The 13,607-nt window shown below is 70.3% G+C and carries 16 protein-coding genes and 1 pseudogene; 7 read left to right on the top strand and 10 right to left on the bottom strand.

Going from position 1 to position 13,607, the window contains the following annotated elements:
- Nucleotides 1–38: 38 nt before the first annotated feature.
- From AC0685_RS39215 to AC0685_RS39205, 3 genes and pseudogenes are all read right to left on the bottom strand, one after another.
- On the bottom strand, nt 39–965 hold the full coding sequence (locus AC0685_RS39215) for a hypothetical protein (RefSeq protein ID WP_478230126.1): 927 nt from the start codon (nt 963–965) through the stop codon (nt 39–41).
- A gap of 94 nt (nt 966–1,059) precedes the next feature.
- Nucleotides 1,060–1,575, bottom strand: a pseudogene (locus AC0685_RS39210) (EF-hand domain-containing protein).
- A gap of 88 nt (nt 1,576–1,663) precedes the next feature.
- Entirely contained in the window at nt 1,664–2,071 is a 408-nt protein-coding gene (locus AC0685_RS39205; protein ID WP_478230125.1) for a helix-turn-helix transcriptional regulator, read from the bottom strand.
- An 89-nt stretch (nt 2,072–2,160) separates the two neighbouring features.
- Here AC0685_RS39205 and AC0685_RS39200 point away from each other — a divergent pair, with 89 nt between their 5' ends.
- The 4 genes from AC0685_RS39200 to AC0685_RS39185 all read left to right on the top strand — a co-directional run bounded on the left by AC0685_RS39200 (nt 2,161) and on the right by AC0685_RS39185 (nt 4,885).
- Complete coding sequence (locus tag AC0685_RS39200; RefSeq protein WP_478230124.1) at nt 2,161–3,432, top strand: MFS transporter; 1,272 nt, start codon at nt 2,161–2,163, stop codon at nt 3,430–3,432.
- A gap of 259 nt (nt 3,433–3,691) precedes the next feature.
- Entirely contained in the window at nt 3,692–3,868 is a 177-nt protein-coding gene (locus AC0685_RS39195) for a CsbD family protein (protein WP_340688199.1), read from the top strand.
- Between the two features lie 91 nt (nt 3,869–3,959).
- Nucleotides 3,960–4,619, top strand: a complete 660-nt coding sequence (locus AC0685_RS39190) for a pentapeptide repeat-containing protein (protein ID WP_478230123.1) — start codon at nt 3,960–3,962, stop codon at nt 4,617–4,619.
- Nucleotides 4,616–4,885 carry a hypothetical protein gene (locus AC0685_RS39185; protein WP_478230122.1) on the top strand — a complete coding sequence of 90 codons (270 nt, stop codon included), beginning with the start codon at nt 4,616–4,618 and terminating at the stop codon, nt 4,883–4,885. Before AC0685_RS39190 ends, AC0685_RS39185 begins: the two co-directional genes overlap by 4 nt.
- Here AC0685_RS39185 and AC0685_RS39180 read toward each other — a convergent pair.
- Complete coding sequence (locus AC0685_RS39180; RefSeq protein WP_478230121.1) at nt 4,870–5,205, bottom strand: cupin domain-containing protein; 336 nt, start codon at nt 5,203–5,205, stop codon at nt 4,870–4,872. The two genes, AC0685_RS39185 and AC0685_RS39180, sit on opposite strands and share 16 nt — an antisense overlap.
- Before the next feature lie 71 nt (nt 5,206–5,276).
- Between AC0685_RS39180 and AC0685_RS39175 the strand changes: the two genes are divergently transcribed.
- Nucleotides 5,277–6,221, top strand: a complete 945-nt coding sequence (locus AC0685_RS39175) for a GlxA family transcriptional regulator (RefSeq protein ID WP_478230120.1) — start codon at nt 5,277–5,279, stop codon at nt 6,219–6,221.
- A gap of 45 nt (nt 6,222–6,266) precedes the next feature.
- Nucleotides 6,267–6,599: a helix-turn-helix domain-containing protein gene (locus AC0685_RS39170; protein WP_125682088.1), complete on the top strand. Its 333-nt coding sequence runs from the start codon at nt 6,267–6,269 to the stop codon at nt 6,597–6,599.
- Between the two features lie 51 nt (nt 6,600–6,650).
- Here AC0685_RS39170 and AC0685_RS39165 read toward each other — a convergent pair whose 3' ends face one another.
- Genes AC0685_RS39165 through AC0685_RS39155 form a run of 3 tightly spaced genes read right to left on the bottom strand, consistent with a single transcriptional unit; the run spans nt 6,651 to nt 9,123 of the window.
- Nucleotides 6,651–7,241 carry a ClpP family protease gene (locus tag AC0685_RS39165; RefSeq protein WP_016335566.1) on the bottom strand — a complete coding sequence of 197 codons (591 nt, stop codon included), beginning with the start codon at nt 7,239–7,241 and terminating at the stop codon, nt 6,651–6,653.
- Nucleotides 7,238–7,864, bottom strand: coding sequence for a ClpP family protease (locus AC0685_RS39160; RefSeq protein ID WP_340688205.1), 627 nt, complete (start codon nt 7,862–7,864; stop codon nt 7,238–7,240). The genes AC0685_RS39165 and AC0685_RS39160 overlap by 4 nt, the downstream gene beginning before the upstream one ends.
- A 56-nt stretch (nt 7,865–7,920) precedes the next feature.
- Nucleotides 7,921–9,123 (bottom strand): serine/threonine-protein kinase, encoded by a 1,203-nt coding sequence (locus AC0685_RS39155; protein ID WP_478230119.1) that lies wholly within the window; start codon nt 9,121–9,123, stop codon nt 7,921–7,923.
- A 117-nt stretch (nt 9,124–9,240) separates the two neighbouring features.
- Between AC0685_RS39155 and AC0685_RS39150 the strand changes: the two genes are divergently transcribed.
- Nucleotides 9,241–10,800, top strand: coding sequence for a helix-turn-helix domain-containing protein (locus tag AC0685_RS39150; RefSeq protein ID WP_478230118.1), 1,560 nt, complete (start codon nt 9,241–9,243; stop codon nt 10,798–10,800).
- On the opposite strand, the gene AC0685_RS39145 is transcribed toward AC0685_RS39150, so the two are convergent.
- Genes AC0685_RS39145 through AC0685_RS39135 form a run of 3 tightly spaced genes read right to left on the bottom strand, consistent with a single transcriptional unit; the run spans nt 10,788 to nt 13,386 of the window.
- Nucleotides 10,788–11,657 (bottom strand): polysaccharide deacetylase family protein, encoded by an 870-nt coding sequence (locus AC0685_RS39145; protein WP_478230117.1) that lies wholly within the window; start codon nt 11,655–11,657, stop codon nt 10,788–10,790. The two genes, AC0685_RS39150 and AC0685_RS39145, sit on opposite strands and share 13 nt — an antisense overlap.
- Nucleotides 11,654–12,775, bottom strand: coding sequence for an oxidoreductase (locus tag AC0685_RS39140; RefSeq protein ID WP_478230116.1), 1,122 nt, complete (start codon nt 12,773–12,775; stop codon nt 11,654–11,656). The genes AC0685_RS39145 and AC0685_RS39140 overlap by 4 nt, the downstream gene beginning before the upstream one ends.
- Nucleotides 12,772–13,386 carry a DUF1989 domain-containing protein gene (locus AC0685_RS39135; RefSeq protein WP_478230115.1) on the bottom strand — a complete coding sequence of 205 codons (615 nt, stop codon included), beginning with the start codon at nt 13,384–13,386 and terminating at the stop codon, nt 12,772–12,774. Before AC0685_RS39135 ends, AC0685_RS39140 begins: the two co-directional genes overlap by 4 nt.
- Between the last annotated feature and the right edge of the window lie 221 nt (nt 13,387–13,607).

The following is a 13,607-nucleotide window of genomic DNA, read 5'->3' as shown; positions in this document are numbered from 1 at the left end:
GGCTGGAAACACGCGAGATCCGGCTTCACGCACGTGTCTTACGCGCGGTGCCGGGCCAGGCGTTCGGTGACGACGGCCAGTTCGAGCGGCTGGTCGCGTTCGCGGGCCAGCCAGAGGCATTCATCGGCGGGCTCCTCACCGAGGCAGGCCCGGACCAGATGGCGATGCAGCAACACCCGGCCCGTCGGCATCGCGGTGGCGAGGTCCTCCAGCGCGTCGAGTGCCTGCTTCGCCGATGCGCGGTCGTTCCTTCGCAACGCGAGCTCGGCGAGTTCGGCCCAGGCGATGTCCGTGCCGACGGCGAGTCCGCGGGTGGCCGCGTGCAGGCGCCGGACGGCGCGGTCGGTTTCGCCCGACGCGACGTCGACGCGGGCTTCCGCGATGTCGAGCAGATGCGCCAGCGTCGGCGCCGTGGCGCGGGCGGCGGCCAGCAATCCCCGTGCCTCGGTGGACCGTCCCTGTGACAGCAGGACCGACACGGTCGACAGGTGCGCCGCGGCCGAGCCGATGTCGTAGCCGCGCCGCGAACGGTCGGCGACGGAGCGGCGGGCGAAGTCGATCGCGCGGGCGGGCCGGCCGCGCATGGCCGCGAGTATCGAACGATCGCTGTCACGCAGACCGGTTTCGGGAAAGGCCTCGTCGGCGAGCAGTTTTTCCGCGCGGGCTCGTTCGCCCAGCACCAGCAACGCGGTGACGTACGAGGTGACTTGGTCGTTCCGGTGCCGCGGCACCGTCCTCAACGGCCACCGCTCGCGCTCGGTCAGATTCGCGCCGAACCGCGCGCAACGGCCGTCCCAGAGCTCGGCCAGGCCGCCGAAGAGTTCACCCAACATGGCGGAAACCGCCGATTCCGTGCGCCAGGAATCGTTTTCCGCCAACAGTTCGGTCGCTTCCGTCCACCGGTCCCGCAGACACAGCGCGATGGCGCTCGAGACCATCGAGCCGGTTTCCCGTACGGCGTCCACGTCCGCCATCGTGAGCCGGCAGGGCGTTCATGACGTGGTACCCGGCGGGGTCTGGCCCGTATGGACGCCGGGTCGGCCCGAAAGCCGCGACGGGTCAGGCCGCGAGTGGTCCGAAGACCAGGGTGCCCGGCGCCTCAGCGTCGTCACCCGCCCAGAAATCCAGCCACAGCGCGGCGAACTCGTCCCGGGACAGCATTCCGTCGCCATCGGAATCCAGCAGCGGGAAGGTGGCGTCGGTGTCGGCGGGGCGGCCGTTCCAGACCTCGATCAACTGGCGGTACTCCGCCGCGGAGATCAGGCCGTCCCCGTTCTCGTCGATCGCGTCGGCGGTCGCGGTCACGGCCTCGGGCATGTCCGGGAGCTTGTCCACCACCAGCAGGACCTCGTCCAGGGTCACCTTGTCGTCGCGGTTCAGATCCGAGGCCGCCAGCAACGTCGCCCATCAGCTCAGCATGATGCCGGTCAGGCGCCGCTCGTCACCCGGGCCGCGCAGCCGTGCCCAGCGCTCGGCCAACGCCTGGAAGTCCTGCTCCTGAAGGAAACCGTCGCCGTCGGCGTCCATCGCGGCGAAGACGCCCGAGATCTTGCGCCGTTGCAAGTCGCTAGCCATGCGTCGGAACGATGGAACCGGACACCGTAGAGGCACATCGGCCATTCAGGGCCCGGTGAGCCACGATCGGGGGATGGCCGTTCACTCGTTACCGGAGGTCATTTCCGGTGAGCGCTTCGAGGATCTTGCCCAGCGCGGACTGTGCCACCGCCGAGGTGTACGGACCGACGGCGACCAAGGAGGCTATGAGCGCCGAGGCTTCGCCCGGCGTCAGAGAGATCGGCGGCAGCACGGGTCGTGCGTCGATGCCGTAGCCGCCGCGCGGCCCGCGGTGAATGGTGATGGGAACGCCCGCTTCGCGCAGACGGGCGATGTCGCGTTCCACGGTCCGCAGGCTCACCCCGGTGCCCTCCGCGAGCCTCGCGCCCGTCACCCGGCGCGGCGCCCGAACCCGCAGGAGCTCGATGATCGCGTGCTGTCGCTCGATCAGGGGCGCCGCCTGGTGCAGCTGGATCATTCCCGCGATTCCCCCGGAACCGACCGGCCGCTGGGGCATTTCCCGCTCTCCTCGACTTCGAATAACCGACCCGGCTTTGACGTCTATTGGATCTTAGGCTCGATTTTCCTTCCAGTGATCGGATTTCGATGCCTTCATCTTTCGCGTTCCCCGGCGACTTCCGGCGCCTGTGGATCGGCCAGACGATCAGCGCGTTCGGCGACAAGGTTTCGCGGATCGCGTTGCCGACCGCCGCCTTGCTCGGGCTCGGCGGGACCGCATGGGACGTCGGACTGCTGGCCGCGCTGAGATTTCTGCCGTTCGTGCTGATCGGCACCCTGGCGGGTGTGTGGGTCGACCGGCTGCCGCTTCGCGAGACCATGATCGGGGCCGACGCCGGCAGGTTGGTGGCGATGGGGTCGATCCCGGTCGCCTACCTGTTCGACGTTCTCACCCTCACCCAATTGTTCGTGGTCGCCGGCGTGGTCGGCGTCCTGACGGTCTTCTTCGAGATCGCCGTCCAGTCCTATCTGCCGGTACTCGCCGGACCTGAGGGCATCGTGGCGGGGAACGAACGGCTGCAAACCTCTCGCGCGGTCGCCGAGGTCGGCGGTGCGGGCGCCGCGGGCGGGCTGATGCAGATCCTCGGCACCGCGTTGGCGATCCTGGCCGACGCCCTGTCCTTTCTCGCTTCGTTGCTGACACTGACGCTGATGCGCCACCGCGAGCCGCCCCCGGCGAGGGCCGGGGAGCCGCGATCGGCGTTGAGAGAGGCCGGGGAGGGCCTGGCGATGCTGTTGTCGGACGCCCGGCTGCGCAATCTGATGTTCGCGAGCACGACGGTGAATCTCGGCGTGGCGACGGGGAACACCCTGGTACTGGTCTTCGCCTACGGGGACGGAAAGCTGAGCCCGGGGGCCGTCGGTCTCGCGTTCGCGATCGGCACGGTCGGCCTGATCTTCGGCGCGGTGTCGTCCGGTGCGATCGCCCGCAGGATCACCCTCGGCCGGACGCTGGCCACCTCGATCCTGCTGACCGGATCGGGCTTCCTGCTGTTGCCGATCGGTGGAAACGAAGCCGCGTTGACCACGCTGATCGTGAGCCAGTTCCTCATCGGTTTCGCCGACTCGGTCTTCAACATCCACGTGCTGAGCCTGGTTCAGCGCATCACGCCACCGGAACTGATGGGCAGGGTCAACGGGACCGCGCTCTCCGTGGTCTTCGGCACCGGAACCCTGGGTGGCCTTGCCGCCGGCTTCGTCGGCACGGTCTTCGGCACGCTGCCCGGACTGGTGCTGTCGGCAGGGATCATCTGCTGTGGCGCGGTATTCGTCCTCGTGAACCCTTTGCGGAGGATTCGGGACGGCGGACGCGTCGCACTCGGATCCGATGCCGTACCGCCCTGCGGCGAAAAGGACTGAAAGTATGTATAACGACCTACAGGGCCGGACACCAAGCCGAACCTGGAGGTGGCGGATGACGGCCGAAATCGAACGGGCGGCCCACGCCTGCTGTCCTGTCTGCAATCCGGACCCCGGCCTCGGTGAGCGGGTCATCGCCCTCTGCGGAGCGGTTCGCCCCTACTGGGGCCGTCGCGAACGGCCGGTGAACAGCGGATCCGCCGTTTCCGGAGGCGGAAGCGGGGTATCCGGAGACGGCGGACAACGAAGGGAGGCCCTGATGAACGACAAGGCCGAGAACAAGGTCGAAGAGCTCAAAGGCAAGGCCAAGGAAGCCGCCGGGGACGCCACGGACAACGAGCAGTGGCAGGCGGAAGGCAAGACCGAGCAGGGCAAGGCCAACGTCAAGCAGGCCGGCGAGAAGATCAAGGACGCCGTAAAGGGTGTCCGGGACTGACCTACGGCCTGCCCAGCACGTGAAGGCCCCTTCCCTCGGCTCAGCGAAGGGAAGGGGCCTTCACGCGCTGGGCTGCGGTACGGTCCGGATCATGGACTTCCGGGATTTCGACGGCATCAAGGTGCGGCGCCCTTCCGTCGAAGGCGACGGCCTCGACAGCGAACCCGCCGTGTTCCGGGGCGAGTTCGACTTCGACTCGGTCCGTCTCGACGGCGGCGACCAGGACGGGGTCCGTGGCGGCGGCGAGATCGCGCATTCCCTCGTCTCCGACGTGAGCCTGGCGAACGCGCGCCTCGACAGGTTGGCGCTCTCCGACGTGATCCTCGAAGGGGTCGACCTGTCGAACGCGGCGATCCGCGAACTGACCGCGCGCCGGGTCGAAATCCTTCGTTGCCGGGCGATCGGGCTGGGGGTGGCGATCACGTCGGCCGTCGATCTCTACGTCGAAAACGCGCGGTTCGACTACGCGTCGGTGACGGTCGAGCGGGTGAAGGGTTCGGTCGTGTTCTCCGGCTGTTCGTTCCGGGAGACGGTGTTCTCCGGCGACCTGTCCCTGCTGACCTTTGTGGACTGTGAGTTCACGGACACGGAATTCGCCGCGACCGGCGCGCTGGACTGCGATCTCCGCGGCTCGCGATTGTCCGGTGTCCGTGGGTTGGTGACCCTGCGCGGCGCGAAGATCACCGGCGAACAAGCCGTCTCGGTCGCGGGGATCCTGGCGACCGAGAGTGGATTGTCGGTCGTCGGATGACCCACGTCGTGCTGTTCCACTCGGTACTGGGGTTACGGCAGGCGGAGCTGGACGCGGCGGAGCGGCTGCGCGCCGCCGGACACGAGGTCACCACCCCGGACCTCTACCGCGGCGAGACCGCGTCCACGCTCGAAGACGGTTTCACGCTGAAGGACCGGATCGAGTGGTCCACCGTCGCCACCCGCGCGCTCCCCGGCTGGCTCGACGCGGCGACCCTGACCTGGCAACGGGTTCTGGAGTTCCTGGAGATTCAGCCCTCCGGGTAGAAGAGGAAGAGCGTGCACCCGGTCGCCGACGCGGGCACGTGCCACGAACCGGCCGGAGCGTGCAGGAAGGTCCCTGCCGGATAGTCGCGAGCACCGTCGTTGAAGGTGCCGGAGACGACGAACACCTCTTCGGGGCCCGGTTCGTGGACGTCGCGGTGCGGCCACGAGGTGCCGGGATCCATTTCCAGTACGTTGGCGTGCGCGCCGTCGGCTCCTGTCCACAGTGGACGAAGACGGATCCCGGGGAACAGCTCGCGAACCGGGGATTCCTTGACGGGGAAGGAAGTGTAGCCCTCTTGGGCTAGGATCTCGGGGTGCATGACTTCATCGTGCCGCGACCGCCCTGCCGCCGGACAGTGTCAGGGAAGACACCATGGGGTACTTTCCTGCCATGCATCGCGTGATGGCACTGGTGCGGCCCGTGCAGTCGACCTTCGAACTCGGGATCGCCGCCGAGGTCTTCGGCACGGAGCGCCCGGGGGTGCCGCGGTACTACGAATTCGACGTCTGCACGGAGAAACCCGGCCCGGTGCCCACCACGGCCGGGTACGCGATGTCCGTGACCCGGGGCCTGTCCGCGCTCGCCGGCGCCGACACGGTGCTCATCCCCGGCTGGTCGCCGGTGGAGGCACCCTTGACGGCCCCCGTGCGCAGGGCGCTCCTGCGCGCGCACGCCAGGGGAGCGCGGCTCGTCACGATCTGCTCCGGCGTTTTCGCGCTGGCCCGCACCGGACTGCTGGACGGCAGGGCGGCGACCACGCACTGGGCGCGTGCTTCCCGGCTGCGGGAAGAGTTCCCGCGGGTACGCGTGGAACCGGATGTGCTCTACGTGGACCACGGCGACGTCGCCACGAGTGCCGGGGCGGGCGCGGGGATCGATCTCTGCCTGCACCTCGTCCGGCGTGACCACGGGGCCGCGCACGCCGCCCTCGTCGCCCGGCACATGGTGATGCCGCCGCACCGCGACGGTGGTCAGGCGCAGTTCGTCCCGGCGCCGCCGCCCGGCGACGAACTGGACGGCCTCCTCGAGTGGGCGGGCGAACGCCTCGGGACACCGTTGTCGGTGGGCGATCTGGCCGCGCACCTGAATGTCTCGCCCCGCACGCTCGCCCGGCGTTTCGCCGACCAGTTGGGGACCACACCGGGGGCATGGCTGCTGACGCGGCGCGTGACCGAGGCGCGCACCCTGCTGGAGGAGACCGGCTTGCCGGTGGAGGTGATCGCGACCCGAGTCGGGTTGACGTCGGCCGTGAACCTCCGGCGGCGTTTCCGCGATCAGGTGGGCACGACGCCGGGCGCGTACCGGCGCGCCTTCCGGGGCTCGGTTTCGCCTTGAGCGGAACGGCGCACGCGCGCCCTGGCGGAATGTCACGATGATCGTATGGCGGACATCCTCCCTTTCCACCAGAAGCGTCCCGAACCGGAGCCGCTGTGGCGTGACGTGCTGGGGAAGAGCCTGCGCGCCGCGAGGGAGGACCAGGGCGGCCGCCTCGTCGACGTCGCGGAACGCGCCGGGATCTCGCCGCAGTACCTGTCCGAGATCGAACGCGGCCGCAAGGAACCGTCCAGCGAGATGATCGCCGCGGTCACCGGCGCGCTCGGGATCGACCTGGCGGATCTGCTCTTCGGTATCGCGGGCACGATCAGCCGTGGCGGCAGCACGGGTCTCGCGGTCGGCCGCCGTCCGCGAGGGCCCGTGCTCATGGCCGCCTAGGTGCTGTCCGGCAAGTCACGAAGCCCATCGGACAGACTTACCGGACAGCGCCTAAGCTCGCTCGTCGAGAACGCGGTCCGCGAGCCCGTACGCGACCGCGCCCGCAGCGTCGAACACGCGGTCCCGGTCGGTGTCGTGCCGGAGATCGGAGACGGCGCGGCCGGTGTGCGCGGAAAGGATTTCCTCAAGCTGCGTCCGCACCCGCACGACCTCGTCGGCCTGGAGGATGAGGTCCGGGATGGTGCCGCGGCCCTGCGCGGCGGGCTGGTGCAGCACCACCCGGGTGTGGGGCAGCACGAACCGGTGCCCCGCCTCGCCCGCGGCCAGCAGGATCGCGCCCGCCGCGACGGCCTGGCCGACACAGGTCGTGGCCACCGGCGCCTTGATGAAGCGCATGGTGTCGTACAACGCGAGCATCGCCGACGGGTCGCCGCCCTCGGTGTTGATGTAGAGGTTGATCTCCTGCTCGGGGTTGTCCGCCTCCAGGTACAGCAGCTGGGTGATCAGCGCGTTGGCGACCCCGGAGTCGATCGCGGTGCCGAGGTAGATGATCCGCTCCGACAGCAGATGCGAGTAGACGTCCATGATCCGCTCGCCGGCGGGACTGCGGGAGATGACGTTGGGGATGGTGTAGGTGCTCATGCGCCCGCACCCCTTTCCGTGCCGAGGCCGAGTTTGTGCGTGCGGACGGGGACGACCTGGTCGAGACTCTCGACGATGTGGTCGATGAAGCCGTATTCGCGCGCCTGCTCGGTGGTGAACCAGCGATCGTGGAGCGAGTCGGCGAAGATCCGGTCGATGGGCTGCCCGGTGTCGTCGGCGATGAGGCCGAGCACCGTGTCCCGCGTGTAGCGCAGGTCGTCCGCCTGCACCTCCACCTCGACGGCCGAACCGCCGATGCCCGCCGAACCCTGGTGCATCAGGATCCGCGCGTGCGGCAAGGCGAACCGTTTGCCCGGGGTGCCCGCGGAAAGCAGGAACTGCCCGGCACTGCACGCGAGTCCCAGCGCGAGGGTGGCGACGTCGCACGGTACGAGCCGCATCACGTCGCGGATGGCCAGCATCGAGGGGACCGAACCGCCCGGCGAATGGATCCACAACGCGATGTCCTTGCGCGGGTCCTCGCTCGCCAGTGACAGGAGCTGGGTGGTGAGGACCGTGCCGTTGTCGTCGTCGAGCGCGCCGTCGAGGACCAGCACACGCTGGCTGAAGAACCGTTCCCGGAGCCGTTGGTCGAAGAGTGGCTGTTTCTCGTAGTCGGTCATGCCCCGACCATGCCGCCGGGGCCCGGCCGTCCGCCGGTTTCTCTGCTGTGAGCGGATCAGCCCACAGCAGGGCGCTTGGCCGGAACCAGCCACACGCCGATGACCAGCACGGCGGCGAAGACGAGGGCGACGAGATCGAGAGCGAGCCCCGGATACAGGGGAATGCCCAGGTATTCCCGTTCGTCCAACGTCTGAAGCAGGAGCAGGCTGAGTAACGTCAGCCCCGCGCCGACGGCGGTCATGACCTGCCCGCGGCGGACGCGGGCGAACAGGAGACCGCCACCGACGATCGAAAACACGCCCGCCAGGACGATGCCGACGCGGGCGAGCAGCATCGGCGGCCAGAACACGTCGAACAGGTACGCCTGGTGGATCATCATCGCGTCGGTCAGGACGTAGAAGCCGAACAGGATGCTCGCCACGCCGGCCAGGATCGCGGGCATCGAAGGCGTTTCGAGCCCGGGAGAAGGCGGCTGCGGCACCGGGGTTTCGACCCCGCTCGCGGCCAGTGCCAGCAGCGGGAGCGCTTGGTCCGGCAGCATGCGTGCCTGCGGCGCTTTCGCCAGCAGCCCGCGGAGGACGTCCGCGAGCGGCGCGGGGGTCCGGTTGAAGGGCGGCTGCTCGTTGACGACGGCGTACAGCGTGGCCGCGACGTTCGCCCGCTGGAAGAAGTTCCCGCCCTCGCTCGCGCTGAGCAGCGTCACGCCGAGCGACCAGAGATCGGAATGGGGAGCGGCTTCGTGCCCCGCGATCGTTTCGGGGGCGAGGAACGCGGGGGTGCCGGCCGGGTCGAGGGCCTTGGCGATCCCGAAACCGGTCAGTTTCACGGTGCCGTCGGGAGCCACCAGGATGTTCGCGGGCCGCACGTCCCCGTGCACGACGCCCGCCGTATGCGCGGCGGCGAGCGCGCCCAGTACCTGTCCGCCGATGTCCGCCACGAACCGCGGCGGTAGCGGACCCGCGGACGCGACGTCCTCCAGAGTCCGCCCTTCCACGGGGCCCATCACGATGAACGCCGTCCCGTCCGTCACCACGACGTCGTGGACGGGCACCACCGACGGGTGACCAACCGCGACACGGGCTTCGCGCTGGAGCCGCTCGACGAGGGCGGGCTCGTGGCTGGGAAGCCGCAGCTCCTTGATCGCGACCCGGTCGCCCTCCGGCCCGTCCTCGGCACGCCACAGCACGGCCGTCCCGTCGCGACCCAGCTCCTCGAGCAGGGTGTAGCGCTCGGCGATCGTGCGGGAAACAGCCGTCACAGTGGTTCTCCTCGAATCCTGAAGGGGCTTCGAGGGACGCTAACCAGCGCTCATGACAAAACGATGAAATGGCCGTTCATCCATAAAGGACGTACCCGGCTGGATATATTCACAGTCATGCTGACCTTGGCGGCCCTGGCCGACGACCCGGCGCTCGAACTGCGGGTGGTCGTCCCCGGCCGCGACGGGGCACTGGCCGAACAGGTGCTGTGGGTGCACAACACCGAGCTTCCCGACCCCGGGCCGTACGTGCGCGAACACGAGGTCGTGCTGACCAACGGCCTGTGGCTGGACCGCGTCGAGCCGGCGGAGTTCGTCGCGCGAGTGGCCGGCGCCGGAGCGGCGGGGATCATCTTCGGCCTGCGGGTGGAGCAACGCGACACTCCTCCGAAGCTCGCCGACGCCTGCCGGAAAGCCGGGTTGCCCCTGCTGGAGATCTCGGTGGCGGTGCCGTTCACGGCGGTCACCCGTGCCGCGGCGGCGATCCAGGCCACTGACCGGCAGAACGCTTTGCTGTCTCTGGTACGCAGAGGGGACGAGCTGACCTCGGCGCTGTCGCGAGGCGCGGGCGCGTCCGGGGTGCTCGCGGTCCTCCGTCGTGAGCACGAGCTTCCGCTGGCCGTCGTGGACCGGATGGGCCGGGAACTCGCGTCGGCCGGTGCCGGGCTGGACGCCGGGCAGTCGCGCGCCGCGGCGGAGGCGCTGGCCGGGCATCCACCGCCATTGGAGGCGGATCTCGGCGCGGGGACGCGGGTGGCGTTGTTCCCCGTGGGCGCGATCGGCGACGCGGACGCCGCGCTGCTGTGCCTGCGGCCCGTGGCCGACCTGACGCGCGAGGAGCGGGACGCGCTGGAGCAGACCGCCCGCTACCTCAGCCTGGAGGTGGCCCGGCATCAGGCGGTGCAGGCGATCGAGATGCGGTTCGCCGTCGAACTGCTGGACATGGTGCTGTCCGGCGCGCAGCGCGCCGCGGAGGTACCCGGCAGGCTGCGTGCCTTCGGCGTCGACCCTGACGGGCCGCTGGCGGTGATCGCGCTGGCGTTCGCCGGTGACGACGCCGCGACCCCGCCGGGGATGGCGGAGGCCGTGACGGACTTCCTGCTCGCGGACGGGCTGCCCGCGGTCGTGGCGGCGGGCAGCCAGGACGTCGTCGCGGTGCTGCCGTTCCGTTCGGGACGGCAGTCGCCCGCCGCCTTCGCGCCCCGGCTGGCGGCGGCGGTGTCGCACCGCCTCGCCGGAGGGCGCGTGGTCGTCGGGCTCGCCGATCCCGTGCCCGGCGCGGCCGAACTGCGGGTGCCGCTGTCACGCAGCCGCGAAGCCTGCCGCGCGCTCAGGGGCAGGCGTAGCGGCCCGGTCGCGGCGAGTTTCGCGGAGCTGGGCAGCTATCGCCTGCTGCTGGAGTCGCACGACGAGCAGTGGCGGCAGACCTTCGCCGACGCCCTGCTCGGCCCGCTGCGCGAGCACGACCGCGTCCGCGACGGCGACCTGGAGACGACCCTGCGGGCGTTCCTCGACCACGACGGCCAGTGGGCGGCCACCGCCGCGGCGCTGTACGTGCACGTCAACACGTTGCGCAACCGGCTGGCCAAGGTCACCGAGCTGACCGGCCGCGACGTCGGCCGGACCGCGGACCGGGTCGACCTGTTCCTGGCACTGGAGGCGGCTCAGTCCGGGTAGACCGCCGGGTCGATTTCGAGGCGCCGCAAGGGTTCCGCGGGCAAGGCGGGGTCGGCCAGCGCCGCGGCGGCCACGTCTCGGCACCGGGCGAACCGGACGTCGCCGAGGCCGAGCCCGAACTCGATGAGCGAGCGCACCGCCGCGAGCCGTCCCGGCCTGCCCGAGAGGAACGGGTGCAGGCACAGGTTGAACAGGCATCGGTAGCGGCGCATCGCGTCCAGCTCCGCGCGCCACATCTCCAGCACCCGCACCGGGGACGTGATCACCGAGCCCACTTGCGGCGCGGGAAGGAACGCGTACTGCTCCCAGTCGTCGAGCGACCAGTGCACCGGCAGCTCCGCGATCCGGCCGGCCCCGGTGTCGATCAGGTACGGCCGGTCGTCGGCCATCAGCGACGAGTCGTAGCTCAGCCCGTGCTCGGCCACCAGCGCCGGAGTGTCCCAAGTGGACTCCCAGCCCGCCGCACGATGTCCGCTGATCTCGATGCCTTGTGCCGCGAAGACCGCCATGCCCCGCTCGAAATCGGCACGGTGCTCGGCAGCGGTCATCGTGGTCGGCGGACGGTGGCTGTAGGAGTGGTGGGCCACCTCGTGCCCGCGTTCCACGATCGTGGCGGCGAGGCCGGGCCGCTGTTCGGCGACCCAGCCCGGCACGAAGAACGTCGCGGGTACGGCGAGTTCGTCGAGCAGGTCGAGGATGCGCGGCACCCCGACCCGGGGTCCGTACGCCTGATGGGACATGGTCGAGAGGTGGTCGGCGTAGCCCCGTCCTCGCGCGAGGATCGGGGACTCCGCGTCCACGTCGAAGGTCAGGGTCGCCACCGCGGCCGCGCCGCCGTGCCAGCTGGGTTCAGTCACGCTTGCCGACTCTCCCGCCAGCGGCGCGCGTTCGCCACCGTGACCGTCGGGGAGACCATCGCCCGGTCGAACTCGGCCAGGGGTTCCGCCGCGGCGACGCGGGCGGGCAGATCGGGGTTGGCCAGCGCGCCGTGCCCGAGTGAGAGCAGGTCCGCGTGCCCGCCGGTGAGCACCTCCTGCGCCTGCGTGAGGTCGTGCATCCCGCCGTTGGCGATCACCGGCAGCCCGGTGACCTGCCGGGCGAGGGCGGTGATGGTGCCGCCGTCAGCCAGCTTCGCCGTCTCGAGCCAGTTCCGGCCCTCGCTGGCGATGTGGAGGTACTGCGCGCCCGCCTCGGCGACCGCGGCGAAGATCACCTCGGCGTCATCGCGGCCCCCGGGCCAGCGGTAGGTGAAGTCGTTGACCTTCGTCTGCGACAGTCGCACCCCGGTCACCAGTGCCGGCACCGACTCCGCGACGGCGGTCACGACGCGGGCGGTCAGCCGGATCCGGTTCGCGACCGGTCCGCCGTAGGAGTCGGTGCGCCGATTGGTGTAATCGGTGAGGAACTGGTCGAGGAGGTACCCGTTCGCCGCGTGCACCTCGACGCCGTCGAACCCGGCCTGACGGGCCCGCACGGCCGCGGCCGCGAAACCGTCGACGACGTCGTCGATCTCGGCGGTGGTGAGTTCGCGGGGGACCGGCCACGGCCCGGAGCCGCCGTACGCGCGCATCATCTCCCCTCGCGGCTGGACGGCCGAAGGAGCGACGGTGTGGTCCTGGTGCGGATTGCCCTGGGAGATCGCCCCGGCATGCATGAGCTGGGCGATCATCCGGCCACCCGCCGCGCGGACTCCGGCGGTGACGACTCGCCAGCCCGCGACGTGCTCGTCCCGCGCGAGGCCCGGCTGGTTGAGGTAGCCCTGGCTGGCCGCGGTGTCGGGGTAGGTGCCCTCGCTGAACACGAGCCCGAAGCCGCCGCGGGCGAATTCGGCGTAGTAGTCGGCCATCTCGCCGGTCGGGGTGCCGCCGGGGCCGGCCGAGACGCGGGACATCGGGGCGACGGCGTAGCGGTTGCGCAGGGCGAGGCCGCCGAGCGCGATCGGGGCCAGTGCGGGGTGTTCGACGGTGGTCGTCATGACCGAGTTCCTCCATTGTGGATGGTTTCGATGGCGAGCGGGGAGAGTCCGGCGTCGCTGATGCGCACCAGATCCTGCGGGCAGGCGGAGACCACGACGACGCAGTCCATCTCGGCGCGCAGGGTCACCGCGTCGCCGGGCCGCGAGTTCGCGGTCAGCCACGTCAGCCGCCCGCTCTCGCCGACAGGGACGCGCATGAAGACGTTGATCGGCTGCGGCGTCGGGCCCGTGAAGCCGAGGCCTTCGTCCGCCAGCGCCTCACGCAGGTTCGCGGCGCAGGACCGGTGGCCCGGAGCGCCCAGCGCCCCGTATCGGGCTGGGTCGCACGCCGGGATGAGCATGTCGTGCTCGCCGGGTGAGGTGTCGTCGACCAGCGTCAGGATCGGGCGGCGCAGGTCGGTCACGAAGGACTCGCCGACGGCGGGGAACAGCCTGTCGATCCCGGCGCGGGTGTGCGCCGCGCTGTGGTGCTCGGACAGTTCGGTCCCGTTGCCCGCGAAGGCGAACACGTCGCCGACCTGACCGCCGTCGACGTCGATCACCCGCACCAGATCCCCCGCGGCCACCCGGACGGCCTTGGCGGTCCCCGGTGGCACTTCCGTTCTGCTCATGCCTTCAGCAAACAGGGGCGGGCCGATGGCTCGCTATGGAGGAGTCTCCATGATCAAGCAGCATGGTTGGAGAAGTCTCCAGGAGTGCGTCGGTACAGGTGGTCGTGAGTGGCGATTCGGGTTCTCACCCGAATCGCCACTCACGACCCCGGTGACCCACTCGGTACCGGTGCCCGTGCCCGCCTGAAGGTAGTGAAGGCCTCCTTCACTACCCTCAGGGT

The sequence above is a fragment of the Amycolatopsis sp. NPDC043889 genome, assembly GCF_056435645.1.
Note: the sequence above shows the minus strand (reverse complement) of the source record. Positions and strands in the feature narration are given on the sequence as shown.